Origin of the sequence: Streptomyces sp. NPDC090499 (genome assembly GCF_044769305.1) — a bacterium.
Taxonomy (GTDB): domain Bacteria; phylum Actinomycetota; class Actinomycetes; order Streptomycetales; family Streptomycetaceae; genus Streptomyces.
Genome location: NZ_JBIVXP010000006.1, coordinates 12,431 through 37,531, shown reverse-complemented (window position 1 = coordinate 37,531; position 25,101 = coordinate 12,431). Strand labels below are relative to the sequence as shown.

General features: G+C 72.3%; 24 protein-coding genes. 6 read left to right on the top strand and 18 right to left on the bottom strand.

The annotated features are described in order from the left end of the window. Positions 1-122: 122 nt before the first annotated feature. The 6 genes from der to ACIQVL_RS22905 form a co-directional block, all read right to left on the bottom strand. A complete protein-coding gene (gene der, locus ACIQVL_RS22930; RefSeq protein ID WP_403429134.1) occupies positions 123-1,607 on the bottom strand; it encodes a ribosome biogenesis GTPase Der in 1,485 nt (494 codons plus the stop codon). A 78-nt stretch (positions 1,608-1,685) separates the two neighbouring features. Further along, positions 1,686-2,273 carry a lysophospholipid acyltransferase family protein gene (locus tag ACIQVL_RS22925; protein WP_403429800.1) on the bottom strand — a complete coding sequence of 196 codons (588 nt, stop codon included), beginning with the start codon at positions 2,271-2,273 and terminating at the stop codon, positions 1,686-1,688. A 53-nt stretch (positions 2,274-2,326) separates the two neighbouring features. Next, positions 2,327-3,013 carry a (d)CMP kinase gene (gene cmk / locus ACIQVL_RS22920; RefSeq protein ID WP_403476237.1) on the bottom strand — a complete coding sequence of 229 codons (687 nt, stop codon included), beginning with the start codon at positions 3,011-3,013 and terminating at the stop codon, positions 2,327-2,329. Positions 3,014-3,109: 96 nt separating this feature from the next. Beyond that, on the bottom strand, positions 3,110-4,195 hold the full coding sequence (locus ACIQVL_RS22915) for a prephenate dehydrogenase (RefSeq protein WP_403429131.1): 1,086 nt from the start codon (positions 4,193-4,195) through the stop codon (positions 3,110-3,112). Then, positions 4,192-4,554 (bottom strand): chorismate mutase, encoded by a 363-nt coding sequence (gene aroH / locus ACIQVL_RS22910; protein ID WP_403476236.1) that lies wholly within the window; start codon positions 4,552-4,554, stop codon positions 4,192-4,194. Before aroH ends, ACIQVL_RS22915 begins: the two co-directional genes overlap by 4 nt. A gap of 96 nt (positions 4,555-4,650) precedes the next feature. Continuing rightward, entirely contained in the window at positions 4,651-4,824 is a 174-nt protein-coding gene (locus ACIQVL_RS22905) for a hypothetical protein (protein ID WP_403429127.1), read from the bottom strand. Positions 4,825-4,948: 124 nt separating this feature from the next. Here ACIQVL_RS22905 and ACIQVL_RS22900 point away from each other — a divergent pair, with 124 nt between their 5' ends. The 4 genes from ACIQVL_RS22900 to ACIQVL_RS22885 are packed head-to-tail and all read left to right on the top strand — an operon-like array spanning position 4,949 to position 7,525. After that, complete coding sequence (locus tag ACIQVL_RS22900; protein ID WP_403476235.1) at positions 4,949-5,644, top strand: hypothetical protein; 696 nt, start codon at positions 4,949-4,951, stop codon at positions 5,642-5,644. A 29-nt stretch (positions 5,645-5,673) separates the two neighbouring features. After that, a complete protein-coding gene (locus ACIQVL_RS22895; RefSeq protein ID WP_403429123.1) occupies positions 5,674-6,258 on the top strand; it encodes a DUF6529 family protein in 585 nt (194 codons plus the stop codon). Further along, the gene (locus ACIQVL_RS22890; RefSeq protein WP_403429122.1) at positions 6,255-6,758 is read left to right on the top strand and encodes a Rieske (2Fe-2S) protein; all 504 of its coding nucleotides are present in this window, start codon (positions 6,255-6,257) and stop codon (positions 6,756-6,758) included. Before ACIQVL_RS22895 ends, ACIQVL_RS22890 begins: the two co-directional genes overlap by 4 nt. 23 nt (positions 6,759-6,781) lie before the next feature. Further along, the gene (locus tag ACIQVL_RS22885; RefSeq protein ID WP_403429120.1) at positions 6,782-7,525 is read left to right on the top strand and encodes a DNA polymerase beta superfamily protein; all 744 of its coding nucleotides are present in this window, start codon (positions 6,782-6,784) and stop codon (positions 7,523-7,525) included. Here ACIQVL_RS22885 and ACIQVL_RS22880 read toward each other — a convergent pair. The 12 genes from ACIQVL_RS22880 to ACIQVL_RS22825 all read right to left on the bottom strand — a co-directional run bounded on the left by ACIQVL_RS22880 (position 7,451) and on the right by ACIQVL_RS22825 (position 21,022). Beyond that, positions 7,451-8,209 carry a DNA polymerase beta superfamily protein gene (locus ACIQVL_RS22880; RefSeq protein WP_403476234.1) on the bottom strand — a complete coding sequence of 253 codons (759 nt, stop codon included), beginning with the start codon at positions 8,207-8,209 and terminating at the stop codon, positions 7,451-7,453. The genes ACIQVL_RS22885 and ACIQVL_RS22880 overlap by 75 nt on opposite strands. A 4-nt stretch (positions 8,210-8,213) precedes the next feature. Then, positions 8,214-9,236 carry an ADP-ribosylglycohydrolase family protein gene (locus ACIQVL_RS22875; protein WP_403429119.1) on the bottom strand — a complete coding sequence of 341 codons (1,023 nt, stop codon included), beginning with the start codon at positions 9,234-9,236 and terminating at the stop codon, positions 8,214-8,216. Then, entirely contained in the window at positions 9,233-9,952 is a 720-nt protein-coding gene (locus ACIQVL_RS22870) for an NUDIX hydrolase (RefSeq protein ID WP_403429799.1), read from the bottom strand. Before ACIQVL_RS22870 ends, ACIQVL_RS22875 begins: the two co-directional genes overlap by 4 nt. A gap of 233 nt (positions 9,953-10,185) precedes the next feature. Beyond that, positions 10,186-11,310, bottom strand: coding sequence for a pseudouridine synthase (locus ACIQVL_RS22865; RefSeq protein WP_403429117.1), 1,125 nt, complete (start codon positions 11,308-11,310; stop codon positions 10,186-10,188). 11 nt (positions 11,311-11,321) lie between these two features. After that, the gene (scpB, locus tag ACIQVL_RS22860) at positions 11,322-11,972 is read right to left on the bottom strand and encodes an SMC-Scp complex subunit ScpB (RefSeq protein WP_403429116.1); all 651 of its coding nucleotides are present in this window, start codon (positions 11,970-11,972) and stop codon (positions 11,322-11,324) included. Next, positions 11,969-12,988 (bottom strand): segregation and condensation protein A, encoded by a 1,020-nt coding sequence (locus ACIQVL_RS22855; RefSeq protein WP_403476233.1) that lies wholly within the window; start codon positions 12,986-12,988, stop codon positions 11,969-11,971. Before ACIQVL_RS22855 ends, scpB begins: the two co-directional genes overlap by 4 nt. 18 nt (positions 12,989-13,006) lie before the next feature. Continuing rightward, positions 13,007-13,594 carry a hypothetical protein gene (locus ACIQVL_RS22850; protein WP_403429114.1) on the bottom strand — a complete coding sequence of 196 codons (588 nt, stop codon included), beginning with the start codon at positions 13,592-13,594 and terminating at the stop codon, positions 13,007-13,009. After that, the gene (locus ACIQVL_RS22845; RefSeq protein WP_403429112.1) at positions 13,579-14,706 is read right to left on the bottom strand and encodes a ParA family protein; all 1,128 of its coding nucleotides are present in this window, start codon (positions 14,704-14,706) and stop codon (positions 13,579-13,581) included. Before ACIQVL_RS22845 ends, ACIQVL_RS22850 begins: the two co-directional genes overlap by 16 nt. A 405-nt stretch (positions 14,707-15,111) precedes the next feature. Beyond that, the gene (gene ald, locus ACIQVL_RS22840; protein WP_403429110.1) at positions 15,112-16,236 is read right to left on the bottom strand and encodes an alanine dehydrogenase; all 1,125 of its coding nucleotides are present in this window, start codon (positions 16,234-16,236) and stop codon (positions 15,112-15,114) included. Between the two features lie 135 nt (positions 16,237-16,371). Beyond that, a complete protein-coding gene (locus ACIQVL_RS22835) occupies positions 16,372-18,447 on the bottom strand; it encodes a tetratricopeptide repeat protein (protein WP_403429108.1) in 2,076 nt (691 codons plus the stop codon). 174 nt (positions 18,448-18,621) lie between these two features. Next, a complete protein-coding gene (locus tag ACIQVL_RS22830; RefSeq protein WP_403476232.1) occupies positions 18,622-19,248 on the bottom strand; it encodes an NUDIX domain-containing protein in 627 nt (208 codons plus the stop codon). Positions 19,249-19,333: 85 nt separating this feature from the next. Next, on the bottom strand, positions 19,334-21,022 hold the full coding sequence (locus tag ACIQVL_RS22825; RefSeq protein WP_403429106.1) for a CTP synthase: 1,689 nt from the start codon (positions 21,020-21,022) through the stop codon (positions 19,334-19,336). A 517-nt stretch (positions 21,023-21,539) separates the two neighbouring features. Here ACIQVL_RS22825 and ACIQVL_RS22820 point away from each other — a divergent pair. Together ACIQVL_RS22820 and ACIQVL_RS22815 are read left to right on the top strand one after the other, a co-directional pair. After that, the gene (locus tag ACIQVL_RS22820) at positions 21,540-23,342 is read left to right on the top strand and encodes a glycoside hydrolase family 15 protein (protein ID WP_403429797.1); all 1,803 of its coding nucleotides are present in this window, start codon (positions 21,540-21,542) and stop codon (positions 23,340-23,342) included. A gap of 94 nt (positions 23,343-23,436) precedes the next feature. After that, positions 23,437-25,080: a PucR family transcriptional regulator gene (locus tag ACIQVL_RS22815; protein WP_403429104.1), complete on the top strand. Its 1,644-nt coding sequence runs from the start codon at positions 23,437-23,439 to the stop codon at positions 25,078-25,080. The last annotated feature ends 21 nt before the right edge of the window (positions 25,081-25,101 follow it).

The window sequence follows — 25,101 nt, the reverse complement described above, 5'->3', positions numbered from 1 at the left end:
GTTTTTTTTGGGGGGGGGGGGGGGGGGGGGGGGGGGGGGGGGGGGGGGGGGGGGGTTGTTTTTGGGGGGGGGGGGGGGGGGGGCCCGGGGGGGGGGGGCCCCCCCCCTCTCCCTATGCGTCCCTACTTCTTCTTCGTACCGCGCTTCTCGCGCACCCGTACGGAGATATGGATCGGCGTGCCCTCGAAGCCGAACTCCTCGCGCAGCCGGCGTTCGATGAAGCGGCGGTAGCCCGCCTCGATGAAGCCGGAGGCGAAGAGGACGAACCGCGGCGGCTTGGTGCCGGCCTGGGTGCCGAACAGGATGCGCGGCTGCTTGCCGCCCCGGACCGGGTGCGGGTGGGCCGAGACCAGCTCGCCGAGGAAGGCGTTCAGGCGGCCGGTGGGGACGCGGGTCTCCCAGCCGGCGAGGGCGGTCTCGATCGCGGGGACCAGCTTCTCCATGTGCCGGCCGGTGCGGGCCGAGACGTTGACCCGGGGTGCCCAGGCGACCTGGCCGAGCTCGGTCTCGATCTCGCGCTCCAGGTAGTAGCGGCGCTCCTCGTCGAGGGTGTCCCACTTGTTGAAGGCGAGGACGACCGCGCGGCCCGCCTCGACGGCCATGGTGACGATCCGCTGGTCCTGCACCGAGATGTTCTCGGAGGCGTCGAGCAGGATGACCGCGAGCTCGGCCTTCTCGACGGCGGCGGCGGTGCGCAGCGAGGCGTAGTAGTCGGCGCCCTGCTGGAGGTGGACCCGCTTGCGGATGCCGGCGGTGTCGACGAACTTCCAGGTGATGCCGCCGAGTTCGATCAGCTCGTCGACCGGGTCGCGGGTGGTGCCGGCGATCTCGTTGACGACGACGCGCTCCTCGCCCGCCACCTTGTTCAGGAGGGAGGACTTGCCGACGTTCGGGCGGCCGATGAGGGCGATCCGGCGGGGACCGCCGACGCCGGGGCCGCCGAAGGTCTGCTCGGGCGCCTCGGGCAGCGCCTCCAGGACGGCGTCCAGCATGTCGCCGGTGCCGCGGCCGTGCAGGGCGGACACCGGGTGCGGCTCGCCGAGGCCGAGGGACCAGAGGTAGGCCGCGTCGGCCTCACCGCTCGGGCCGTCGACCTTGTTGGCGGCCAGCACAACGGGCTTGCCGGCCTTGCGCAGCAGCCGTACGACCGCCTCGTCGGTGTCGGTCGCGCCGACCTTGGCGTCCACGACGAAGACGACCGCGTCGGCCGCCTCGATCGCGTACTCGGCCTGGGCGGCCACGGAGGCGTCGATACCGAGGACGTCCTGCTCCCAGCCGCCGGTGTCGACGACCTTGAAGCGGCGGCCCGCCCACTCGGCCTCGTAGGTGACGCGGTCCCGGGTGACCCCGGGCTTGTCCTCGACGACCGCCTCGCGGCGGCCGATGATGCGGTTGACCAGGGTCGACTTGCCGACGTTGGGGCGGCCCACGACGGCGAGGACGGGCAGCGGGCCGTGCCCGGCCGCCTCGATGGCGCCCTCGACGTCCTCGATGTCGAAGCCCTCTTCGGCGGCGAGCTCCATGAACTCCGCGTACTCGGTGTCACCGAGCGCCCCGTGGTCGTACTCGTGCTCAGCCGAGTCGCCGGGCTGGATGTGGTCGTTCATGAAGTCCGTACCTCGTCGTTCATCGTGGTGATCGGTGGATCAGCCGCGAAAAAGGGCTGATCCACTACTAAGTGTCGCTTAGCGTCCGGTGAGACGCCTGGCGTTTTCCAGGTGGGAGGCGAGCTGCTTCTGGATGCGCTCGGTGGCCTCGTCCAGGACCTTGCGGGTGCGGCGGCCGGTGCCGTCGCCCGCCTCGAAGGGGTCGCCGAAGACGACGTCGACGCGGGAGCGCAGCGGGGGCAGCCCCTTGACCAGCCGTCCCTGCCGCTCGGAACTTCCCAGTACGGCCACCGGGACGATCGGCGCCCCGGAGCGCACCGCGAAGTAGGCGAGGCCCGCGCGGAGTGCGGCGAAGTCGCCGTCGCCGCGGCTGCCCTCGGGGAATATGCCGAGCACTCCCCCGGCCTCCAGGACGCCGAGCGCCCGGGTGACCGCCGTGCGGTCGGTGGACTGGCGGTCCACCTTCAGCTGCCCGATCCGGGTCAGGAACGGGTCGAGCGGGCCGACGAACGCCTCCTTCTTGATGAGGAAGTGCGTCGGCCGGGGCGCCACGCCCATGACCATCGGGCCGTCGATGTTGTGGGAGTGGTTCACGGCGAGGATCGCCGGGCCCTGCGCGGGCACCTTCCAGGCGCCGAGCACGCGCGGCTTCCACAGCCCGTACATCAGGCCGACCCCGATGCGGCGCCCGGTCTCGGCGCCGCGCTGCGACGGAAGGCTCACTTCCCGGCCCGCTTCTCCTCGACGAGGGTGACGACGCACTCGATGACCTGGGCCAGCGTCAGCTCGGTGGTGTCCACCTCGACCGCGTCGCCAGCCTTGGCGAGGGGCGAGGCCTTGCGGGTGGAGTCGGCGGCGTCGCGCTTGACCAGGGCCTCGCGGGTGGCGTTGACGTCGGCGCCCTGCAGCTCGCCGCTGCGGCGGGCCGCGCGGGCCTCCGGGGAGGCGGTGAGGAAGACCTTGAGGTCGGCGTCCGGCAGCACGGTCGTGCCGATGTCGCGGCCCTCGACGACGATGCCGTCCGCGGCGCCGCGGGCCAGCGTCCGCTGCAGCTCGCTGATCCTGGTCCGTACCTCCGGGACCGCGCTGACCGCGCTGACCTTGGAGGTGACCTCCTCGGTGCGGATCGGGCCGGAGACGTCCACGCCGTCGACGGTGATCGTCGGCTTGACCGGGTCGGTGCCCGAGACGATGTCCGGCTTGCCGGCCACCGCGGCGATCGCGGTCGGGTCGGTCAGGTCGATGCCGTTGCTCACCATCCACCAGGTGATCGCCCGGTACTGGGCGCCGGTGTCCAGGTAGCTCAGGCCGAGCTGCTCGGCCACGGCCTTGGACGTGCTCGACTTGCCGGTGCCCGAGGGGCCGTCGATCGCGACAATCACGGGCTTTACGGCGCCGTTTTCCACGGGTGGACACCTTCCGGGTGCAGGGTGGTGGGTGATGTGCGGGCGGCGGTGCGCCCCGCACAAGGTTACCGGCCCCCGGGACCGCCGTTCCCAGCGCTACCGGCGCAGCGCCCAGCCCCGGTCCCGCAGTGCCGAGGTGAGCACCGGCACCGCCTTCGGCTCCACCCAGAGCTGGACGTGACCGGCCTGCTGACCGGTCGCGTGCTCGATGCGCACGTCCTCGATGTTGACCCCGGCCACCCCGGCGTCCGCGAAGATCCGGGCCAGCTGGCCGGGCTGGTCGTCGATGAGCACCGCCACGACCTCGTACACCCGCGGCGCCGAGCCGTGCTTGCCGGGTACCCGCACCTGGCCGGCGTTGCCGCGGCGCAGCACGTCCTCGATGCCCACGCCGCCCGCGCGCCGCTTCTCCGCGTCCGCGGACTGCAGGGCGCGCAGGGCGCCGACCGTCTCGTCGAGGTCGGCGGAGACGTCGGCGAGCAGGTCGGCGACCGGGCCGGGGTTCGCGGAGAGGATGTCGATCCACATCGCGGGGTCGGAGGCGGCGATCCGGGTGACGTCCCGGATGCCCTGCCCGCACAGCCGTACGGCCGACTCGTCGGCGTGCTCCAGGCGGGCGGCGACCATGCTGGAGACCAGGTGGGGCATGTGGGAGACCAGGGCGACGGCACGGTCGTGGGCGTCGGCGTCCATGACGACCGGCAGGGCCCGGCAGAGCGAGACCAGTTCCAGGGCGAGGTTCAGCACCTCGGTGTCGGTGTCCCGGGTCGGGGTGAGCACCCAGGGCCGGCCCTCGAAGAGGTCGGCGGTGGCGGCCAGCGGTCCGGACTTCTCCCGGCCGGACATGGGGTGCGTCCCGATGTACGACGACAGGTCCAGGCCCTTCGCCTCCAGCTCCCGGCGCGGACCGCCCTTGACGCTGGCCACGTCGGCGTAGCCGCGGGCCAGGCCCCTGGTCATCGCGTCCGCGAGGACGGGGGCGACGTGGGCGGGCGGGGCGGCGACGATCGCCAGGTCGACCGGGCCGTCGGGCGCCTCGTCGGTGCCGGCGCCGAGCGCGGCCGCGGTGCGGGCCTGCTCGGGGTCGTGGTCGGCGAGGTGGACGACGACGCCCCGCTGCGCGAGGGCGAGCGCGGCGGACGTACCGATGAGACCGGTACCGATGACGAGCGCGGTTCTCACTGGGCGATGTCCTTGCGCAGGGCGGCCGCGGCGCCGAGGTAGACGTGGTTGATGCCGGCACGGGGCCGGTCGGACTCGATGTGCGCCAGGATCCGCACGACGCGGGGCATGGCGCCCGCGATGTCCAGCTCCTGGGCACAGATCAGCGGCACGTCGACGATGCCGATCTTGCGCGCGGCGGCCGCCGGGAAGTCGCTGTGCAGGTCGGGGGTGGCCGTGAACCAGATGCTGATCAGGTCGTCGGCGGTCAGGCCGTTCCGCTCCAGGATGGCCGTGAGCAGCACTCCGACCTGCTCGTCCATGTGGCCGGCCTCGTCCCGCTCCAGCTGGACGGCCCCCCGGACCGCTCGTACCGCCACGGCGCTGCTCCTGTTCTGACGTCGCCCTCTTGCTCCGTCCAGCCTAGCCAGCCCGCGACCGGGCCCGTGCGCCGTGCCCGCCCGCTGAGACGTTCCCTAGTCCTTCGGGGCGGCCGGAGCGGACTTCGCGAGGGTCTCCAGGAGCCCGCCGAGTGAGCCGCCGCCCTGGCCGTGGCTCATCGCGCCGATCAGCGTGGTCAGCCTTCCGGCGCCCGCGGCGTCGTCGCCGAGGAGGCTGCCGAGTATGTTTTCGAGATCATTGCCTGCCATGGCCCCAATGTCACGCGTATGACCCAATTCCGCTACTTGGGGTGAAACACCCCCGTGCGCCTCTTTACGCCGGGCCCGCCGGTCCGCTCTGATGGCAGGCAGACCCGCCTCGGGGAGGTCCGCCATGAAACGCCCCGGTCCGCTGCTGACCCTGCTCGCGGGTCTGCTGCTCGGCCTGCTCACGCTGACGCTCGACGCGACGGCGGGGACCCGGAACTCCGCGTCGTCGTCCCAGGAGAAGCCACCGGGTCCGACGCCGACGAGCAGCACGGCGTCCCCGGCGCCGGCCCCGGCCCCGTCGGCGTCCCCGGCGGCCCCGGCGCCGCCGTCGCCGTCGCCGTCGCCGTCGAAGATCGCCGACGCCTCCTACGCCGGCCGCACCGACGACGACTCGTCCTCCGTCGCCGTCTCGGTCCGTGACGGGAGGGCGATCGCGTACTTCTGCGACGGGCGCAGCAAGGAGTCCTGGCTCAAGGGCCGGGTGCTGCCCGACGGCAGCATGAGGCTGACCGGCGGCCACGGCGCCGCGCTGAACGGCACGCTGCAGGACGGCAGCCGCATCCGCGGGGCCGTCGACCTGGACGGCGGCCACTACGCCTTCACCGCCCGGAAGGCCGTCAAGGGGTCGGGCCTGTACCGGGCCACGGCGACCGTGCGGGGGGCGAAGGTCGAAGGCGGCTGGATCGTGCTCGCCGACGGCCGCCAGGTCGGCATCGTCGACCGCGAGGGCACGCCTTCGTCCGCACCCCGCATCGACCCGGAGACCGGCGCCGTGACGGTGGACGGACAGCCGCTGACGGCCCGCCCGGTCCTCCCCTGACATCCGGCCGTGACCCGAGGGAGCCGACCATGACCGTCGACCCGAACGCCGCCACCCAGAGCTGGCCGCCGCAGGAGCCGAACCACCGTGGCCCGCACCCGGCCCGCTATCTCGCCCCCGTCCTGGTGGCCGGCGCGGTCGCGGTCGCCCTCGGCGTGTACGGCAGGCTCCACCACCCGACCGGGCGCGTCTTCGGCCTCGACGCCTTCAGCAGCACGTTCGCGGGGAAGTCGTGGCTGGCCTCGATCGCGCTCTTCTTCGCGCTCGTCCAGCTGGTCTCCGCACTGATGCTGTACGGCAGGCTGCCGGGGCCGCGCTGGGCCTCGGGCCTGCACCGCTGGTCGGGACGGATCGCCTTCCTGGTCGCCGTCCCCGTGGCCGTGCACTGCCTGTACGCGTTGGGCTATCAGACGTACGAAACGCGCGTTTTGTGGCACTCCATCCTGGGTTGCTTCTTCTTCGGTGTTTTCAGTGCCAAGATGCTGCTGCTCCGCTGGGAGCGACTCCCTGGCTGGCTGCTGCCGATCGTCGGTGGGCTGGTGTTCGCCGTGCTCACGCTCGTCTGGCTGACGTCCGCATTCTGGTTCTTCCGCACGTTCGGAGTGAAGACATGACCGACGGCTCCACTCGGCGCACCATGCTCACGACGGGTACCGCGGCGCTCGCCGCGACCTGCGTGGGCTGTGGCAACAACAACGGCAGCAGCTCGTCCAGCTCGTCCGGGACCCCCACCGCGTCAGAGACGTCCGCCGCGTCGGAGACACCTGCCTCCCCCGCGTCGCCCACCGCCGGATCGTCCGCCTCCGGTTCGGCGAGCGCGGCCGCCGGGAAGGCGCTGGCGCAGACGAGTGACATCCCCGAGGGCGGCGGCACGATCTTCAAGGACCAGAAGATCGTGGTGACCCAGCCGGCGAAGGGCGAGTTCAAGGCCTTCTCGGCGATCTGCACGCACATGGGCTGCACCGTGGCCAAGGTGGCGGACGGCACCATCGACTGCCCCTGCCACGGCAGCAAGTTCCACATCGCCGACGGCTCGGTCGCCCACGGCCCGGCGACGCGGCCGCTGCCGGCCGAGTCGATCACGGTGAGCGGAAATTCGATCACCATGGGCTGACCCGGCCACGTACGCTCCCGGGCATGCAGCCCGAGGACCTGGTACGCGACCACACGATCTACGCCTGTGTCATGGGGTCGCGGGCCTTCGGCCTGGCCACCGAGGACAGCGACACCGACCGCCGGGGTGTGTTCCTCGCCCCCACCCCCCTGTTCTGGGGCTTCGAGAAGCCGCCCACGCATGTCGAGGGGCCGGGCGAGGAGCAGTTCTCCTGGGAGCTCGAGCGGTTCTGCGAACTGGCGCTGCGGGCGAACCCGAACATCCTGGAGTGCCTGCACTCGCCCCTGGTCGAGCACGTCGACGACACGGGCCGCGAACTGCTCGCGCTGCGCGGCGCCTTCCTCTCCCGGCGCGCCCACGACACCTTCACCCGCTACGCCCTCGGCCAGCGCCGCAAGCTCGACGCCGACGTCCGGACGCACGGCGCCCCGCGCTGGAAGCACGCGATGCACCTGCTACGGCTGCTGACGAGCGCCCGCGACCTGCTGCGCACCGGCGAGCTGACGATCGACGTCGGCGACCGGCGCGCGGAGTTCCTGGCGGTGAAGCGGGGCGAGGTCTCCTGGGCGGAGGTGGAGTCCCGGATGGCCCGGCTCGCCGCGGAGACCGAGCGGGCCCTGCAGGGCAGCCCGCTCCCGGCGGAGCCGGACCACGCGCGCGTGGCCGACTTCGTCTTCCGGGCGCGCCGGGACTCAGCCCTCCAGACGCACGCGGACCACCAGGTCGTGCAGGGCGTCGTGCACACCGGGCGCGTCGGGCAGCGCTGAGCCGCTCTGCGCCTCGTCGAGCAGGACGTGCAGCCGCTGCACGTCGGCCTCCACGCGCGCGTGTCCGACCGCGGCCCTGCCGTGCTCCTGCTCGGCCTTGGCGGCGATCAGCTCGGGCAGGTGGGCGGGGGCCTCGGGGACCTCGCCGAGGAGCGTGGGCAGATGGGCCTGCACCTCGCCGCTGCGCATCAGGTGGATGCCGGTGAGCAGCACCCGGAAGGTGTAGAGCAGCGGCTTGAGTTCGCCGGTCTTCTCGAACAGCCGCCACTGGGTGACGGCGAAGCCCCGGTAGTGGTGGGCGTGGTGGCCGGTGAGCACGCCCGGGGCGAGCGCGGCCAGCTCGCGGTGCGTGTCGCCGGTGTGCACGACGAGCGGCGACAGGAGCTGTTCCAGCACATAGCCGTTGCGGCGCAGCATCAGCCGGGCGAACTTGCGCAGGTCGTGGGTGACCAGGTCCATCTCGACGCCGTAGCGCACCCAGGTCTTCGAGCGGGTCTCCTCCGGCTCGCGCAGCCCGACCAGGTCAGCGGCGGGCAGCAGGTGGACGCCCCGCAGGTCCAGGTCGGAGTCCCGGGACGGGAAGCCGTACAGGTGCGCGCCGGAGACGGTCGCGAACAGCAGGCGGTCGGGCTGTTCCGCGACGACGGACGCCAGGTCGAGGTCCGGATCAAGGTCGTCGATCATGCGCTCAAGCGTCCCAGAGCGCGCCCAGGGTCAGCAGGTCGCCCCCGTACTCGATCCGGTCGGCCCACTCCGTCGGCCAGGCGTCCGCGCCCAGCCGGGCCCCGGCGAAGGCGCCGGTCAGGCAGGCGATCGAGTCCGAGTCGCCGGAGGAACAGGCGGCCCGGCGCAGCGCGAGCAACGGCTCGCCGGGGAAGAGCAGGAAGCAGAGCAGACCGGTCGCGAGGGCCTCCTCGGCTATCCAGCCGGCGCCGGTGGCCAGGCACGGGTCGGCCTCCGGCGAGGCGGTCCGCACGGCCTCCTGGAGCCGGTCGAGGATCTGCAGGCACTCGTCCCAGCCGCGCGCGATGAAGTTCTCGGGCGTCGCGTCGTGTGCGCGGGTCCACAGGTCGCCGAGCCAGGTGTGGTGGTAGCGGGTGCGGTTCTCGCGGGCGTAGGACCGCAGCCGGTCGACCAGCGCGTCGGGTTCGGTCCCCTGCGCGAGCAGGTGCACGGCACGCGCGGTGAGGTCGGAGGCGGCCAGGGCGGTGGGGTGGCCGTGGGTGAGCCCGGCCTGCAACTGGGCGGCCCCGGCGCGCTGTTCGTCGCTCAGCCCCGGCGCGAGCCCGAGGGGCGCGACCCGCATGTTGGCACCGCAGCCCTTGGAGTCGATCTGGCTGGCGTCCTGCCAGGCGCGTCCTTCGTCCTTCAGGAGGTTGCAGGCCCGCAGGCAGGTCCGGCCGGGCGCCCGGTTGTTCTCGGGCGACTGGTACCAGTTCACGAACTCCTCGCGCAGCGGCCGCTCCAGCCGCTTCGGTGCGAGCACTCCCCGGTCCATGGCGGTGCGCATCGCGTGTCCCACGGCGAGGGTCATCTGGGTGTCGTCGGAGACGAAGGCCCGCCGCGGCAGCTCCATCTCCCGCCACGGCCCGAACTTGGCGAGGATGGACGGCACGTCGTTGAACTCGGTGGGGAAGCCGAGCGCGTCCCCGAGGGCGAGGCCGATCAGGGAGCCGGTGGCGGCGCGTTTGTCGCCGGTGTTCGCGGTCATGCGGGGCGTCCTTCCCGGGGCGGGCGGAGCAGGGGCGGGTGCAGCGCGGTGGCGGTGCCCGCGCGGTAGAGGGCGGCCGGTTTGCCGCGGCCGCCGGTCAGCCGGGCGGCGCCGGGGACGGGTTCGACGAAGCCGGGGGTGGTGAGCACCTTGCGGCGGAAGTTGGGGCGGTCGAGCGCGACGCCCCACACGGTCTCGTAGACGTGCTGCAGCTCGCCGAGCGTGAACTCGGGCGGGCAGAAGGCGGTGGCGAGACAGCTGTACTCCAGCTTCGCGCCGACCCGTTCGTGGGCGTCGGCCAGGATCCGCTCGTGGTCGAAGGCGAGCGGCCGGCCCGGGTCGTACGGCAGCCAGCGCGCCTGGGCCGCGTCGCCGCCGCCGTGCGGCTCGGGGGCGTCGGGCAGCAGCGCGGTGAAGGCGACGGAGACGACCCGCATCCTCGGGTCGCGGTCCGGCCCGCTGTAGGTCCGCAGCTGCTCCAGGTGCAGTCCGGACACGTCCGACAGTCCGGTCTCCTCGGCGAGTTCCCGCCGGGCCGCCGTCTCGGCCGACTCCCGCGGCAGCAGGAAGCCGCCGGGCAGCGCCCACTGTCCGGCGTACGGCTCCTGCCCGCGCTCGACGAGCAGCACGTGCAGGACGCCGGCGCGGAGGGTGAGGACGGCGAGGTCGACGGTGACGGCGAAGGGTTCGAAGGCGTACTTGTCGTAGCCCTGCATGCGCCCGTCCACCCCCCTCGATGATCGACGCTACTAATGGTCGATACGACTATAAAGAGCCCGCGGGCCGCCGGGCAAGCCCCCGGGAGTGCTCCCTGCCCACCGCAGGCGCCCTCAGTGGCCGCCGGAGCCCCGCGCACGGACATGACTGCGGCCGGTCCCGGAGCACCCGGAACCGGCCGCCAGAGCGCCGCGCAGGCCCCTTTACGGGGTTTTGCGGGCCCAGAAGAGATCTAGAGGTCGACTTCCTTCATGAGCATCCCGACCTCGGTGTTGGACAGGCGGCGCAGCCAGCCCGACTTCTGGTCGCCGAGGGTGATCGGACCGAAGGACACCCGGACCAGCTTGTCGACCGGGAAGCCGGCCTCCGCCAGCATGCGCCGCACGATGTGCTTGCGGCCCTCGTGCAGGGTGACCTCGACCAGGTAGTTCTTGCCGGTCTGCTCGACGACCCGGAAGTGGTCGGCGCGCGCGTAGCCGTCCTCCAGCTGGATGCCGTCCTTGAGCTTCTTGCCCAGGTCGCGCGGGATCGGGCCGACGATGTGCGCGAGGTAGGTCTTCTTCACGCCGTACTTGGGGTGCGTCAGCCGGTGCGCCAGCTCGCCGTGGTTGGTGAGCAGGATGACGCCCTCGGTCTCGGTGTCCAGGCGCCCCACGTGGAAGAGCCGGGTCTCCCGGTTGGTGACGTAGTCGCCGAGGCACTGCCGCCCGTCCGGGTCCTCCATGGTGGAGACGACACCGGCCGGCTTGTTCAGCGAGAAGAACTGGTACGACTGCGTGGCCACGGTCAGCCCGTCGACGCGGACCTCGTCGTTCTCCGGGTCGACGCGCTTGCCCTGCTCCAGGACGATCTCGCCGTTGACCTCGACCCTGGCCTGCTCGATCAGCTCCTCGCAGGCGCGCCGGGAGCCGTAGCCGGCGCGGGCGAGGACCTTCTGCAGCCGCTCGCCCTCCTGCTCGGCGCCCGGGAAGGTCTTGGGGAGCTTCACGTCCTTCTTGCCCGCGTACCGCTCGCGGTTGCGCTCCTCGGCGCGGGCGTCGTACTCGCGCGAGGTGGCGGGCGCCCACCGCCCGCGTCCCGTGTCCTGGCCCTGCCTGGGCCCGCCCTTGGCGCCGCCGCGCGCCGAGGCGCCGCGGCCCGACTTCGGGCCGTCCTGGGTGGCGCCGGGGCCCACGTCGTAACGCCGCTCCTCCGGGCGCGGCTTCTTGGGCCGGCCGGTGCCCTGCTTGTCGTCGCGGGCGTTCCCGGCGCCGCGGTAGTTACCGCGCCCACCGCTGCTCCCGCCGCGGCCGCCGCTGTTGCCACCACGGCTCCCGCCGTTGTTTCCGCTGCTGTTCCTGCCGCTGCTGCTTCGCATCAAATTTCCGTCTAGTCGTCTGCGTCGTCTGTACCCGGCGCATCGGGTGCGTCCGGGTCGAACGACGGTACGCCCTCCTGGGTCTCGGCCTCGATCGCCTCCGCCTCCGGGAGGAAGGGCGCGAGCTCCGGGAGCTCGTCCAGGCCGCGCAGGCCCATCCGCTCCAGGAAGTAGTTCGTCGTCCTGTACAGGATCGCACCTGTTTCGGGTTCCGCGCCCGCCTCCTCGACCAGACCGCGCTGCAGCAGGGTGCGCATCACACCGTCGCAGTTGACCCCGCGGACGACCGAGACCCGGCTGCGGCTCACCGGCTGGCGGTACGCGACGACCGCGAGGGTCTCCAGCGCGGCCTGGGTCAGCCGGGCGGTCTGGCCCTCCAGGACCAGCCGCTCGACGGCGGGCGCGAACTCGGCGCGGGTGTAGAAGCGCCAGCCGCCCGCGACGAACCGCAGCTCGAAGCCGCGCCCCTGCGCGGTGTACTCGTCGGCCAGCGCCCGCAGCGCCTTCGTGACCGTCTGCTTCGGCCGCTCCAGGAGCTTGGACAGGTGCTCGACGGTGGCCGGCTCGTCCACGACCATGAGAACGGCCTCCAGGGCCGGCTTGAGGTCGAGTTCGGCGACGGGCCGCAGCCCCGCCGGCAGCTCCGCGGTCTCCTCACTCACGCCTTCTCCTTCTCCTCCTTGGGCGGCTCGGGCGGCCGGTCGAACTCGTCGGTCACCGTCGGCAGGCTCCCCGCGTCCCCGCCGGTCCACCGCACGATCAGATCGCCGAGGGCGGTCTCCTGGTCGAGGGCGACGGCCTTCTCCCGGTACAGCTCCAGGAGCGCCAGGAAACGGGCCACGACGGTGAGCGTGTTGTCGGTGTCCTCGACGAGCACCCGGAAGCTCGCCTCCCCCAGCTCCCGCAGCCGCGCCACCACGATCCCCGCCTGCTCCTGCACGCTGACCAGCGGGGCGTGGATGTGGTCGACGTACACCTGCGGCTTGGGCCTGGGCTGCATCGCCTTGACCGCGAGCTTGGCGAACCCCTCAGGCCCGATGCTGATGACGACCTCGGGCAGCAGCTCGGCGAGATGCGGTTCCAGGCCGACGGTACGGGGCCAGCGGCGGGCCTCGTCGTCCAGGCGCCGGTTGAAGATGTCGGCGATCTGTTTGTACGCCCGGTACTGCAGCAGCCGCGCGAACAGCAGGTCCCGCGCCTCCAGCAGTGCCAGGTCGGCCTCGTCCTCGACCTCGGCGGCCGGCAGCAGCCGGGCGGCCTTCAGGTCGAGCAGCGTGGCGGCGACGACGAGGAACTCGGTCGTCTGGTCCAGGTCCCAGTCCGGCCCCATGGCCCGGATGTGCGCCATGAACTCATCGGTCACCTTGGAGAGCGCGACCTCGGTGACGTCCAGCTTGTGCTTGGAGATCAGCTGGAGGAGGAGATCGAAGGGGCCCTCGAAGTTGGCGAGCCGGACCTTGAAGACGCCGTCGGGGGCTTCGGCAACGCCGGGTTCCTCCGCAGACGCGCCGCCGTTGTGCCCACCGGGCTCGGCCGGAGCCACGACATCGACCGGCGACGGCTCCTCGTCGGCCACCGGCACCGCTTCCGGCACCGCAGGCGAAACCCCCGGGCCTCTCCCCAGCGCACGCCTGCGCCCGGCACCGGGGCCGGATGCGGGATCGTCGTTCGAGGTCATAGCCCCCGCAGGCTACCCCTACCGCCCGCGCAGCCGTCGTACGAGGATGCTCGCGTCCCCGCGGGACTCCAGGTCGGCCAGGACCACGGCGACCGCCTCGCGGACGATCCGGCCCCGGTCCACGGCCAGTCCGTGCTCGCCCCGGAGCACGAGACGGGCGTGCTCCAGGTCCATCAGCTCCTCCGCGGAGACGTACACGGTGATCTTCTCGTCGTGCCGCTCCCGCCCGCTGGGCCGCCGGGCGGGCGCCCTGCCCCCGCGCTTGCGCGGCTGGGCGTCGGCGCCAGAACCTTCCTGCGGCCCCGGCCGGCGCGGCCCGGAGGCCGCCACCGTGGCCGTCGCCGCGTGGTTGCGGGACTCCCCGGCGTCGGCCGACTCGGCCTCCGCCGCCACGTGCTCCGCGCCCTCCCCGTCGCCGCCCTGCACGGGCACCGACTGGGGTGCGTCCTCGGCGGCCGCGGCCGCCGTCTCGTCGCTCTCCCCCGCGGGAGCCGGCACCCGGGCCTCGCCGTTGACCGGGCGCCTGGGAGTGGACGGCTGCAACGCCATCCCCCCGGTCGTACGGAACAGTTCGTCGGCTCCGGGCAGACTCACTCGGCGTGACACCGGGCGAGCACCTCCCTGGCGAGCTGGCGATAGGCGGCGGCACCGACGGAGTTGGAGGCGTACGTGGTGATCGGCTCGCCGGCGACCGTGGTCTCCGGGAAGCGGACCGTGCGGCCGATGACCGTGTGGTAGACGTGGTCGTCGAACGCCTCGACCACCCGGGCCAGCACCTCACGGCTGTGGACCGTGCGCGAGTCGTACATCGTGGCGAGGATGCCGTCGAGCTCCAGATCCGGGTTGAGCCGCTCCTGGACCTTCTCGATCGTCTCGGTCAGCAGGGCGACACCGCGCAGGGCGAAGAACTCGCACTCGAGCGGCACGATCACCTTGTGAGCGGCCGTCAGCGCGTTGACCGTGAGCAGGCCGAGCGAGGGCTGACAGTCGATCACGATGTAGTCGTAGTCGGGCAGCAGCGGCTTCAGGGCGCGCTGCAGCGTCGACTCACGGGCCACCTCGGAGACCAGCTGGACCTCGGCGGCCGACAGGTCGATGTTCGAGGGCAGCAGGTCCATGTTGGGGACCGCGGTCTTCAGGAGGACCTCGTCGGCCGCCATGCCCCGCTCCATGAGCAGGTTGTAGACGGTGAGGTCGAGCTCCATCGGGTTGACGCCGAGACCCACCGACAGCGCGCCCTGCGGGTCGAAGTCCACGAGCAGCACCCGGCGGCCGTACTCCGCGAGCGCGGCACCCAGGTTGATGGTCGACGTGGTCTTGCCGACGCCGCCCTTCTGGTTGCACATCGCGATGATCGTCGCGGGGCCGTGACTGGTCACCGGGCCCGGGATCGGGAAGTACGGCAGCGGGCGCCCGGTCGGGCCGACGCGCTCGCGGCGCTGGCGGGCCGCGTCGGGCGCGAGCGTAGCCGCGTACTCCGGATCGGGCTCGTACTCGGCGTCGGGGTCGTAGAAGTGCCCGTCGGGCAGTTCGTCGTAGTCGGCGAACTGGCTGTGGGGCGCGCCACTTCCGTCGCCGGCCATGGCGTTCACGTGATGGCCATCCATGCTCTGGTGTGCAGTCCGCGTGGTCAGCGGACTCCGGGCTGCTGCGAAGGTACGCACCGCGACGGAGCCGACAGCCTCGAACCCCGCGGGACCCTGGTCCCGTACCGGCATTCCTGGTTGACCACCCCCGGGAGAAAATGTCGACTCATTCACAAGTCGTCTTACCTCCTTGGTGACCAGGAAACTTCTAGACAGGTCAGCGTGGCATCATGCCGACAGTCGGCGACTCTATGGCGTGTCGGGTGTTCGCAGCAACACAATCCGCCGGACCCGGCAGGATGTGTCGGCAATGAAACATCCCGCTGTCAAGGGCGTACGGCCGTCGCACAGCAGGTTTCACCGGTGTGCGAATCGGTCGAAGGGTTACGTTCGAGGCGAGTTGACCGCAAGTCGCAAAGTGACCATACACACATCCGGCCGGACCTTGTCGGGCAAGGTCCGGCCGGATGTGCGCGATTGACGCGGCTTGTTGACGTATCGCCTTTACGAAAAGGTGACTTGCCGATCCGGCCCAGGTCAGCCGATGAGCGTGTCGAGGTCCACGTGCTCCAGGCCGTGCGCCTCGGCGACCTCCTTGTAGACGACCTTGCCGTCATGGGTGTTGAGGCCCTTGGCGAGCGCGGCGTCGCGGCGCAGCGCCTCGGCCCAGCCGTTGTCCGCGAGCGAGACGATGTACGGGAGCGTGGCGTTGGTGAGCGCGTAGGTGGAGGTGTTGGGCACCGCGCCGGGCATGTTGGCGACGCAGTAGAAGACCGACTCGTGGACCTTGAAGGTCGGCTCGGCGTGCGTGGTGGGCCGGGAGTCCTCGAAGCAGCCGCCCTGGTCGATCGCGATGTCGACAAGGACACTTCCCGGCTTCATGCGGGAGACCAGCTCGTTGGTGACGAGCTTCGGGGCCTTGGCGCCGGGGATGAGCACGGCGCCGACCACGAGGTCGGCCTCCAGGCAGGCCTTCTCCAGCTCGAAGGCGTTGGACATGACGGCCTTGACCTTGGTGCCGAAGATCCGGTCGGCCTCGCGCAGCTTGTTGATGTCGCGGTCGAGCAGGGTCACGTCGAAGCCCATGCCGATGGCGATCTGCACGGCGTTCCAGCCGGAGACGCCGCCGCCGATGACGACGGCCTTCGCGGGCAGCACGCCCGGGACGCCGCCGGGCAGGACGCCACGGCCGCCCGCGGCGCGCATCAGGTGGTAGGCGCCCACCTGCGGGGCGAGCCGGCCCGCGACCTCGGACATGGGCGCGAGCAGCGGGAGCGCGCGGCTGGGCAGCTCGACGGTCTCGTAGGCGATCGCCGTGGTGCCGGACTCCAGGAGGGCGTCCGTGCACTCCTTGGAGGCGGCCAGGTGCAGGTAGGTGAAGAGGGTCTGGTCCTTGCGGAGGCGGTGGTACTCCTCCGCGATCGGCTCCTTGACCTTCAGCAGCAGGTCGGCGGTGGCCCACACCTCGTCGGCGGTGTCCAGGATCGTGGCGCCGGCGGCGGTGTACTCGTCGTCCGGGATGGACGAGCCGAGGCCCGCGCCGCGCTCGATGACGACCTGGTGGCCGTGGCGCACCAGCTCGTGCACGCCGGCCGGGGTGATGGCCACCCGGAACTCGTTGTTCTTGACCTCGCGGGGGATGCCGACCTTCACGTCGATCACGGTCCTTGGCTCAGAGGATGTGGGGGCATAGCTGCGCATACCCGGCACGCGGCGGCATACCAGGAGACACCGCGGAAGAACCGGCGGCAGAGCCAGTTTAATGAAGGCGTTCCGACTGTCTAGCCTTTCATTGCATCAATCTTCGCCGGAAGCACTACGGATTTCGCAGGCGTTAGCGCCGTGTTCCGGGTCGGAGTCGGGGTCCGAGACCCCGAAGAGGTCCGGCGGCTCCTCCCCCAGCATGCGCTCGGCGGCCGAGCGGTGCAGGCTCGCGGCGGTGGAGTCGCCGAGGCGTTCCAGCGTGTCGGCGAGTCGCAGCTGGAGCGCGGCCTGGAGCCGGGCGTCCTCGGCGCGGCGCGCCCACTCCACCGCCTCCTGGCAGGTGCGCAGCGACTCCTCGGGCCGTCCCGCGTACTCCTGGACCCGGGCCAGCTCGCTCAACGCCCTTGCCTGCGCGGGCACGTCACCGTTCTTGCGGTGGCCGGAAACGGCCGCCCGCCACGCCCGGAGCGCCTCGCCGTAGCGGCCCGCGTAGGTGTGCGCGCCGGCGATACGGCCGTAGAGCCGGGCCGCCTCGGCACGCTCGCCGCGGGCCAGGCGCTCGGCGAGGGCGCGGCCGAACCAGTCGGCGGCCCGGTCGTAGTCCCCGAGCTCCAGATAGGTGCCACCTACGGATTCCATTGCGCGACCGGTCGCGTACGGGTCATTTGCTCTGCGTCCGGCGTCCAAAGCAGACCGATATCGCGCCAGTGCGTCCGCCGTCCGCCCGGTCTGCGCGTCCAGGTCGCCGAGGTTCAGCAGCGCGGCGGCCTGCTCGCGGGGCAGGTCCCGGCGCCGGGCGACGTCGAGGACGAGCCCGTGGATGCCGTACAGGTCGGGGGCCGCGGCCTGGGTGCCGAGGTGCGCCACCATGGCCTTGACCAGCTGCGCCATCAGGCGGCGGGCCAGCGTGTCGAGCTCGCCGTCGGCGACCGCCGCGCGGGCGGCGGCCAGCAGTGCCGGGCGCCGCACGCGCAGCCAGTCGGCGGCCGCCCGGGGGGTGGGGAAGCGCAGCTCACGGGGCAGTGCCTGGAGCTTCTCGCGGGCCTGCGGGTTGTCGGTCTCGGTGATCGCCCGGCAGGACTGCAGCAGGCGAACCGTGCGCTCCAGCATCCGGGCGCGGGCCAGCTGGAGCTCACCGGCCCGCTCCTGGCTCTCGGCCAGCACCAGGAGGAGCGGGTGCAGGCAGCCGGGGACCTCGTACTGGGGCAGCGAGGAGCCCACGGGGTGCAGCAGGCCGTGCCGGACCAGCTCGTCCAGGGTGGTGCGGGCGGTGTCGACCGAGCAGCCGGCCAGGGCGGAGGCGGTGTGCGGGTCGGCCAGGCCGGCCGGGGCCAGGCACAGCAGGCGCAGTATCCGCGCGGACCGGTCCGGCAGCTGGTCGTGCACGAACCGGAAGACGCGGGCCAGCGCCGTGCCGTCGTCCGGCTCCGCGTGCAGCCGCTTGGCGAGGTCGGAGACGGCCGCCTGGGGGCGGGCGGCGAGCCAGCCGCCCGCCAGGACGAGCGCGGCGGGCTGCGCCTGGCAGACCTCGACCAGCGATTCGGCGGACCGGGGGTCGACGGTGATGCGGACCGCGCCGGTGTACCGGCTGAGCAGTTCCACGGCCGACTTGGTGTCGAGACCGCCCAGGGTGCAGGGGCGGACGTCCGAGATCCCGGTGAGCGGGCCGCCGGAGACGGCGACGGCCAGGCAGTCCGGGCTGTCGGGGAGCAGGACGTCGACCTCTTCGGCGCCGGGCGCGTCGTCGAGGAGCAGCAGCATCCGGCGCTTGCCGAGGGCGGTGCGCAGGGCGTGCGTGAGGTCGTCCGCGGCGGCGCCGGGCGGGGTGGGCAGCCGCAGGGCGGTAAGGAGGTCGCGGGCGGTGCGCTCGACGGGGACCGGGGTGCCGTCGGGCTCGGTGAGACGGGCGCGCAGCACCCCGTCGGGGTAGCCGGCGGCGACCTGCCGGACGAGTTCCCCGGCGAGGGCGGTGCGGCCGGAGCCGGGTCTGCCGGCGATCAGCAGGACCCGGGCGCGGGGGGCCTTGCGGCCGGCGATGGTGTCCAGGCCCGCGCGCTCGATGTCCGCGCGCAGTTCCTTCAACTCCCTTGTACGGCCCAGGAACCGGTCGTCCGTGGCCGCGGGCGCCGACCGCCGCACGCCGCCTGTGTCCACCGCCTGATCCGTCACGGGCCACACTCCCGTCCCACCGCACACGCAGGCCCGCCGGGGCTCCGGTTCGGGCGTTTCGGCTCAATCGCGTCGAGCCTAGTTCACGTGCGCGGACGTTCCCGGCAGAGCGTGGCGGGCGCATCGCCCGATCGGATCAGGCGATGGTCACACCGGTGCACCCGGAGGGTGGGTTCAGGACTCGAAGGGGCGTGCGGGCCACGGCGCGTCCGCCGGGCGCAGCGCGTCGAGGCCGTCACCGGTGCGGGCGGCGACCAGGGAGAGGACGCCCGTCACCAGGCAGTTGTTGTGCAGGTCGCCGGCGAGCACCAGGCGGACCAGTTCGTCGACCGGCACGCGCGCGTACTCCAGGTCGATCTCCTCGTGCTCGGTCTCGAAGCGCTCCCCCTCGGCCTCGGACAGGTTCCGGGCGAGGAAGATCCGCACCGCCTCGTCGCAGCCGCCGGGGGTGGTGTACAGGTCGGTCAGCACCCGCCAGTCCTCGGCCTTGACGTGTGCCTCCTCGTACAGCTCGCGCTGGGCGGCGTGCAGCGGGTTCTCGCCGGGGATGTCGAGCAGGCCGGCCGGGATCTCCCAGAGCTTCTGCCGGACCGGGTGCCGGTACTGGCGGATGAGCAGGACCCGGTCCTCCTCGTCGAGGGCGAGGATCGCGACCGAGCCGGGGTGGACCTGGTAGTCGCGGCGGACCACCGAGCCGTCGGGCATGACCACCTCGTCCGTGCGGACCGAGGTCTTGTTGCCCACGAAGGGGGTCTCCGTCGCCCGGATCTCCCACTCCTCGGGGGTGTCCTTGATCGTCATGCCGTGCCGCCTTCCACGTGCAGAAGAGAAAACCGGGGTGCGCACCGTTGAAGGTATGCACCCCGGCCACCGTACAACCGGTGTGTTACTTCGAATTCTCCTGCTCGACGGCGCCCTGCTGACGGGCGACCGCGGCCTTCACCAGGCCCGCGAACAGCGGGTGCGGGCGCGTCGGGCGCGAGCGCAGCTCCGGGTGGGCCTGGGTGGCGACCAGGTAGGGGTGGACGTCGCGCGGGTACTCGACGTACTCGACGAGCTTGCCGTCCGGGGAGGTGCCGGAGAACTGCAGGCCGGCCTTCTTCTCCAGCTCCCCGCGGTAGGCGTTGTTGACCTCGTAGCGGTGGCGGTGCCGCTCCTCGACGTACTCCTTGCCGTCGTAGACCTCGCGCACGATGGAGCCCTCGGCCAGCTTGGCCGGGTACATGCCGAGGCGCATGGTGCCGCCCATGTCGCCCTCGCCGGCCACGATGTCGAGCTGCTCGGCCATGGTGGAGATGACCGGGTGGCCGGTGGCGGAGTCGAACTCGGTGGAGTTGGCGTCCGGGATGCCGGCCAGGTTGCGGGCGGCCTCGATCACGATGCACTGCAGGCCCAGGCAGAGGCCGAGCAGCGGGATCCGGTTCTCGCGGGCGTAGCGGATGGCGCCGACCTTGCCGAGCACCCCGCGGTCGCCGAAGCCGCCGGGGATGCAGATGCCGTCGACGTCGGCGAGCTGCGCGGCGGCGCCCGCCTGGGTCTTGCAGTCGTCCGACGTCACCCACTTGATCTTCACGCGGGCCTTGTTGGCGAAGCCGCCGGCGCGCAGCGCCTCGGTGACCGAGAGGTAGGCGTCGGGCAGGTCGATGTACTTGCCGACCAGCGCGAGGGTGATCTCGTGGTCGGGGTTGTGGACGCGGTCGAGCAGGTCGTCCCAGGTCCGCCAGTCCACGTCACGGAACGGCAGGTCCAGCTTGCGGACGACGTAGGCGTCCAGGCCCTCGCCGTGAACGGTCTTCGGGATGTCGTAGATCGAGCGGGCGTCCGGGCAGGCGACGACCGCGGCCTCGTCGACGTCGCACATCAGCGAGATCTTGCGCTTGATGGCGGTGGGCACCTCGCGGTCGCAGCGCAGCACGATCGCGTCGGGCTGGATGCCGATGTTGCGCAGGGCGGCCACGGAGTGCTGGGTGGGCTTGGTCTTCAGCTCGCCGGACGGGCCGATGTACGGCAGGAGCGAGATGTGCACCACGAAGACGTTGTCCCGGCCGACCTCGTGGCGGACCTGGCGGACCGTCTCCAGGAACGGCAGCGACTCGATGTCGCCGACCGTGCCGCCGACCTCGGTGATGACCACGTCGACCTCGTCGGTGGCCATGCGGCGGATGCGGTGCTTGATCTCGTTGGTGATGTGCGGGATGACCTGGACCGTGTCGCCCAGGTACTCGCCGCGCCGCTCCTTGGCGATCACCGTCGAGTAGACCTGACCCGTGGTGACGTTGGCGGAGCCGTCCAGGTCGCGGTCAAGGAAACGCTCGTAGTGGCCGATGTCCAGGTCGGTCTCGGCACCGTCGTTGGTGACGAACACCTCACCGTGCTGGAAGGGGTTCATCGTGCCCGGGTCGACGTTCAGGTACGGGTCGAGCTTCTGCATCACGACGCGCAGGCCCCGGGCCTTGAGCAGCATGCCCAGGCTGGAGGCCGTCAGGCCCTTGCCGAGCGAGGAGGCGACACCCCCGGTGACGAAGATGTGCTTGGTCGTCGTGGCTGTGCTGTTTCGAAAAACGGGCGGCGGCATGGCCAAGAGGGGGCTCCCGTGGTCGCGGTCTGTCGTGCGGTACGGCTGCCGTCCGGGCGATTCCGGGGGTGGTGCCGTCGCTGCGGTTCGGGGGATTCACGCCCACCGGTCCACGGGCTACCAGGGTATCAGCGCCGCGGAGAGATGGCTTCCGGCCACGCTCCGTACACACGTCGGCACGGACACGGGGCCTCCCTTACCGGCTTTTCACCCAGGACTCACCCGTTCGGCCCACACAGGTTGCCCGGAGCGGCACGCAGATCATCTACGTGCGTCGTATCCTGCTCGGACACTCGCTGCCGAGCCCGGCCGGAGAACACGGCACACCCCCGCCCGTACTCCCGGAACAACGAGAGCTCGGCAGTTCGTTGAGCTATGACTGTCGTTTTGCCTCAGGGCACGGCGGGCTGCTTTGCTTCACCGCTCAACGACGCACAACAACAACCCCCCTTGACCGCACTAGCGACAGCCCCCTCTTTGCCTGGGGGGTGACGTGGCCGTTCGACTGGAGTTGCACGTGGCCGGGCGCATCGAAGACTACGCACTCATCGGAGACATGCAGACCGCTGCCCTGGTCTGCCGGGACGGCACAGTCGACTGGCTGTGCCTGCCCCGCTTCGACTCGCATGCCATCTTCGCCGGTCTGCTCGGCACCGAGGAACACGGCTTCTGGCGGCTCGGCCCGGCGCACGCGGCCGACTCCCAGCCGCCGACCGCGGCGCGCCGCACCTACCGGGGCGACTCGCTGATCCTGGAGTCGGAGTGGGACACCCCGCGCGGCACGGTCCGGGTCACCGACTTCATGCCCCCGCGTGACGGCGCGCCCCAGCTGATCCGCATCGTCGAGGGCGTCACCGGCCGGGTGCCGATGCGCTCGGTGCTGCGCATGCGGTTCTCCTACGGCCGGGTCGTCCCCTGGGTGCACAAGCACGACGGCCGTACGGTCGCCGTCGCGGGCCCCGACTCGGTGTGGTTCGACACATCGGCGGAGACCTACGGCAAGGCGCTGACCACCTACGCGGACTTCACGGTGGCCCCGGGCGACCGGATCGCGTTCACGATCTCCTGGGAGCCCTCGCACAAGCAGCCGCCCGCGCTGCCGGAGCCGGAGCAGTCGCTGCAGGCGACCGAGGACTTCTGGCGGGAGTGGGTCGAGCACTGCACGTACCACGGCCCGTACCGCGAGGCCGTGATCCGCTCGCTGATCACCCTCAAGGCCCTCACCTACGCCCCCACGGGCGGCATCGTCGCCGCGCCGACCACCTCCCTCCCGGAGGACATCGGCGGCGTCCGCAACTGGGACTACCGCTACACCTGGCTCCGCGACGCGGCCATCACGCTGTCCTCGCTGCTGCGCACCGGCTACCGCGAGGAGGCCCGCGCCTGGCGCGAGTGGCTGCTGCGCGCGGTCGCCGGCGACCCCGAGAACCTGCAGATCATGTACGGCATCGCGGGCGAGCGGGAGCTGGGCGAGGCCGAGCTGGACTGGCTGCCCGGCTACGAGCGCTCGGCGCCGGTCCGGGTCGGCAACGGCGCCGCCCACCAGCTCCAGCTCGACGTCTACGGCGAGGTCACCGAGGCCCTGCACCTGGCCCACATGACCGGCCTCGCCCGCAACGACTACGCCTCCCTCCTCCAGCTCAAGCTCATCCGCTACCTGGAGGACCACTGGGACGAGCCGGACGAGGGCATCTGGGAGGTGCGCGGGCCGCGCCGGCACTTCGTGCACTCCAAGGTGATGGCCTGGGTCGCCGTCGACCGCACCATCAAGCTGATCGAGTCCGGGGACGCGGACGGCCCGCTGGAGCGCTGGAAGGAACTGCGCGACGACATCCACCGGGACGTCTGCGAGCGGGGCTACGACAAGGAGCGCAACACCTTCACGCAGTCCTACGGCTCCCAGGAGCTGGACGCGTCGCTGCTGCTCATCCCCCAGATGGGCTTCCTGCCGCCGGACGACAAGCGGGTCATCGGCACCATCGAGGCGATCCAGCGGGAGCTGTCCACCTCGGACGGCTTCATCCTGCGCTACCCGACCTCGGGCGGCGAGGAGGGTGTGGACGGCCTGCCCGGCGACGAGGGGGCCTTCCTGGCCTGCTCGTTCTGGATGGCCGACGACCTCGCGATGATCGGCCGGGTCGACGAGGCCCGCAAGCTGTTCGAGAAGCTGCTCGCGCTCCGCAACGACCTCGGTCTGCTGGCGGAGGAGTGGGACCCGCGGCTGAAGCGGCAGGTGGGGAACTTCCCGCAGGCGTTCAGCCACGTGCCGTTGATCGACACGGCGCTGCGCCTCACGGCTTCGGGGGCGTACGGGGGGTAGCCGCCGGGCGGGGCGGGCGAACGCCGTCCGCCGGGGCGGTGTCCGTTCCGGCGGAAGGTGCCGTGGAGGCGTTCTCCCAGGTAGCGTCCGCTCCATGGACAGCGGCAGGGGCAGCGGACCCGACACCCAGGGCGCCGGGATCACCGTGCAGCGGGCACTGGAGCTGCCCGCGCTGCGCAGCGGGCTGCCGGAGATCCTGGCCGGCGCCGACCGGCTGAACCGCACCGTGCGCTGGGTGCACGCGGGCGAGGTGCCGAACATCGCCTCGCTGCTGAAGGGCGGCGAACTGCTGCTGACCACCGGCTACGGCCTGGGCACCCGCCCCGCCGAGCAGCGGGCGTTCGTGCGCACGCTCGCCGAGCGGGGCATCGCCGCCCTGGTGGTGGAGCTGGGCGCCCGCTTCTCCCGGCTGCCCGCCACCCTCGTCGACACCGCGAGGGCGACCGGGCTGCCGCTGGTCGTGCTGCACCGCGAGGTGCCGTTCGTGACGGTGACGGAGGAGATCCACACCGAGATCGTCAACCACCACTACACGCTCCTCCAGCGCGCCGAGGAGGTGCACCGCCGCTGCACCGAGGCCCTGCTGGGCGGCGGCGGGGTCCCCCAGGTGCTGGCCATCCTGGCCGACTTCGGCGGCAACCCGGTCTTCCTGGAGACCGCCGACGGCCGGCTCCTGTACGCCGCCGGTTCCGGACCCGAGGGGGCCGACCCGCTCCAGGTGTGGGAGGGGCTGCGCGGCCAGCACAAGGACGCGCCGCCGCCGACCGGGGTGGTCCTGGTGGACGTGCCCGGCGGGGGGCCGGGCACGGGCTCGGTCCGGGCCCGGCTGGTGCTGCTCCCCGTCCGCGGGCCGCTCGCGCCCGTGCACCGCATCGCCGCCGAACGCGCCGCCGGCATTCTGGCCGTCGTCCTGATGCAGGCCCGCCAGGAGGAGGAGCTGGCGGCGCGCGGGCGCGGCGACTTCCTGACCGACCTCGCCGAGGGCCGCATCAGCGCCGAGGACGCCCCGGCACAGGCCCGGGTCCTCGGCTTCAAGCCCGGCGGCAGCCCGCTGCTGCCGGTGGTGATGCGGGTCGGCGACTCCCTGTCCCCGGGCGGCGGCTGGGCGGTGCTGGCCCGCGCGGTGGGTGAGGAACTGGCCTCCGTGGGCGTGCCCGTCCTGCTCGGCGTACGGCCGGTCGAGGGCCGCGTCCCGTTGCTCCTGGGGCTGCGCTCGGAGGCGGAGCGGGCGACGGTCGCGGACCGGGTCGCGGTGGCGCTCCGGGCGGGAGTGGAACGCGCCGGGATGCAGCGCCCCGGAGCCGCTCCGCCGGTCGTGGTGGTCGGCGCGGCCGGCGGCTGGGCGGCGGTGTCGGCGGGCCTGCGGCACGCGGCCGAGACGGCGACGGCCGCCGAGGGCCTCGCCGACCGGCCCTGGTTCGACGCCCGCCGCCTCGACATCGACCTCCTGCTGTGGCGGCTGCGCGACCACCCCGACCTGGCGGCGTTCGTCGACCGCGCGATCGGCCCGCTGCGCGACCACGACCAGCGCTCCAGGCCGCCGCTGCTGCCGACCCTGGAGACCTACCTGGCGCACGCGGGCCGCAAGGCGGAGACGGCCCGCGAACTCCACCTCAACCGGCAGACCCTCTACAACCGCCTCGCCCGCATCGGGGAGTTGCTGGGCACGGACCTCGACGACCCGCAGGTGGTCATGGCGTTGAGCCTGGCACTGCGGGCCCGCCGGCACGTCCCCTAGGGCCGCACGGCCGCCGCACGG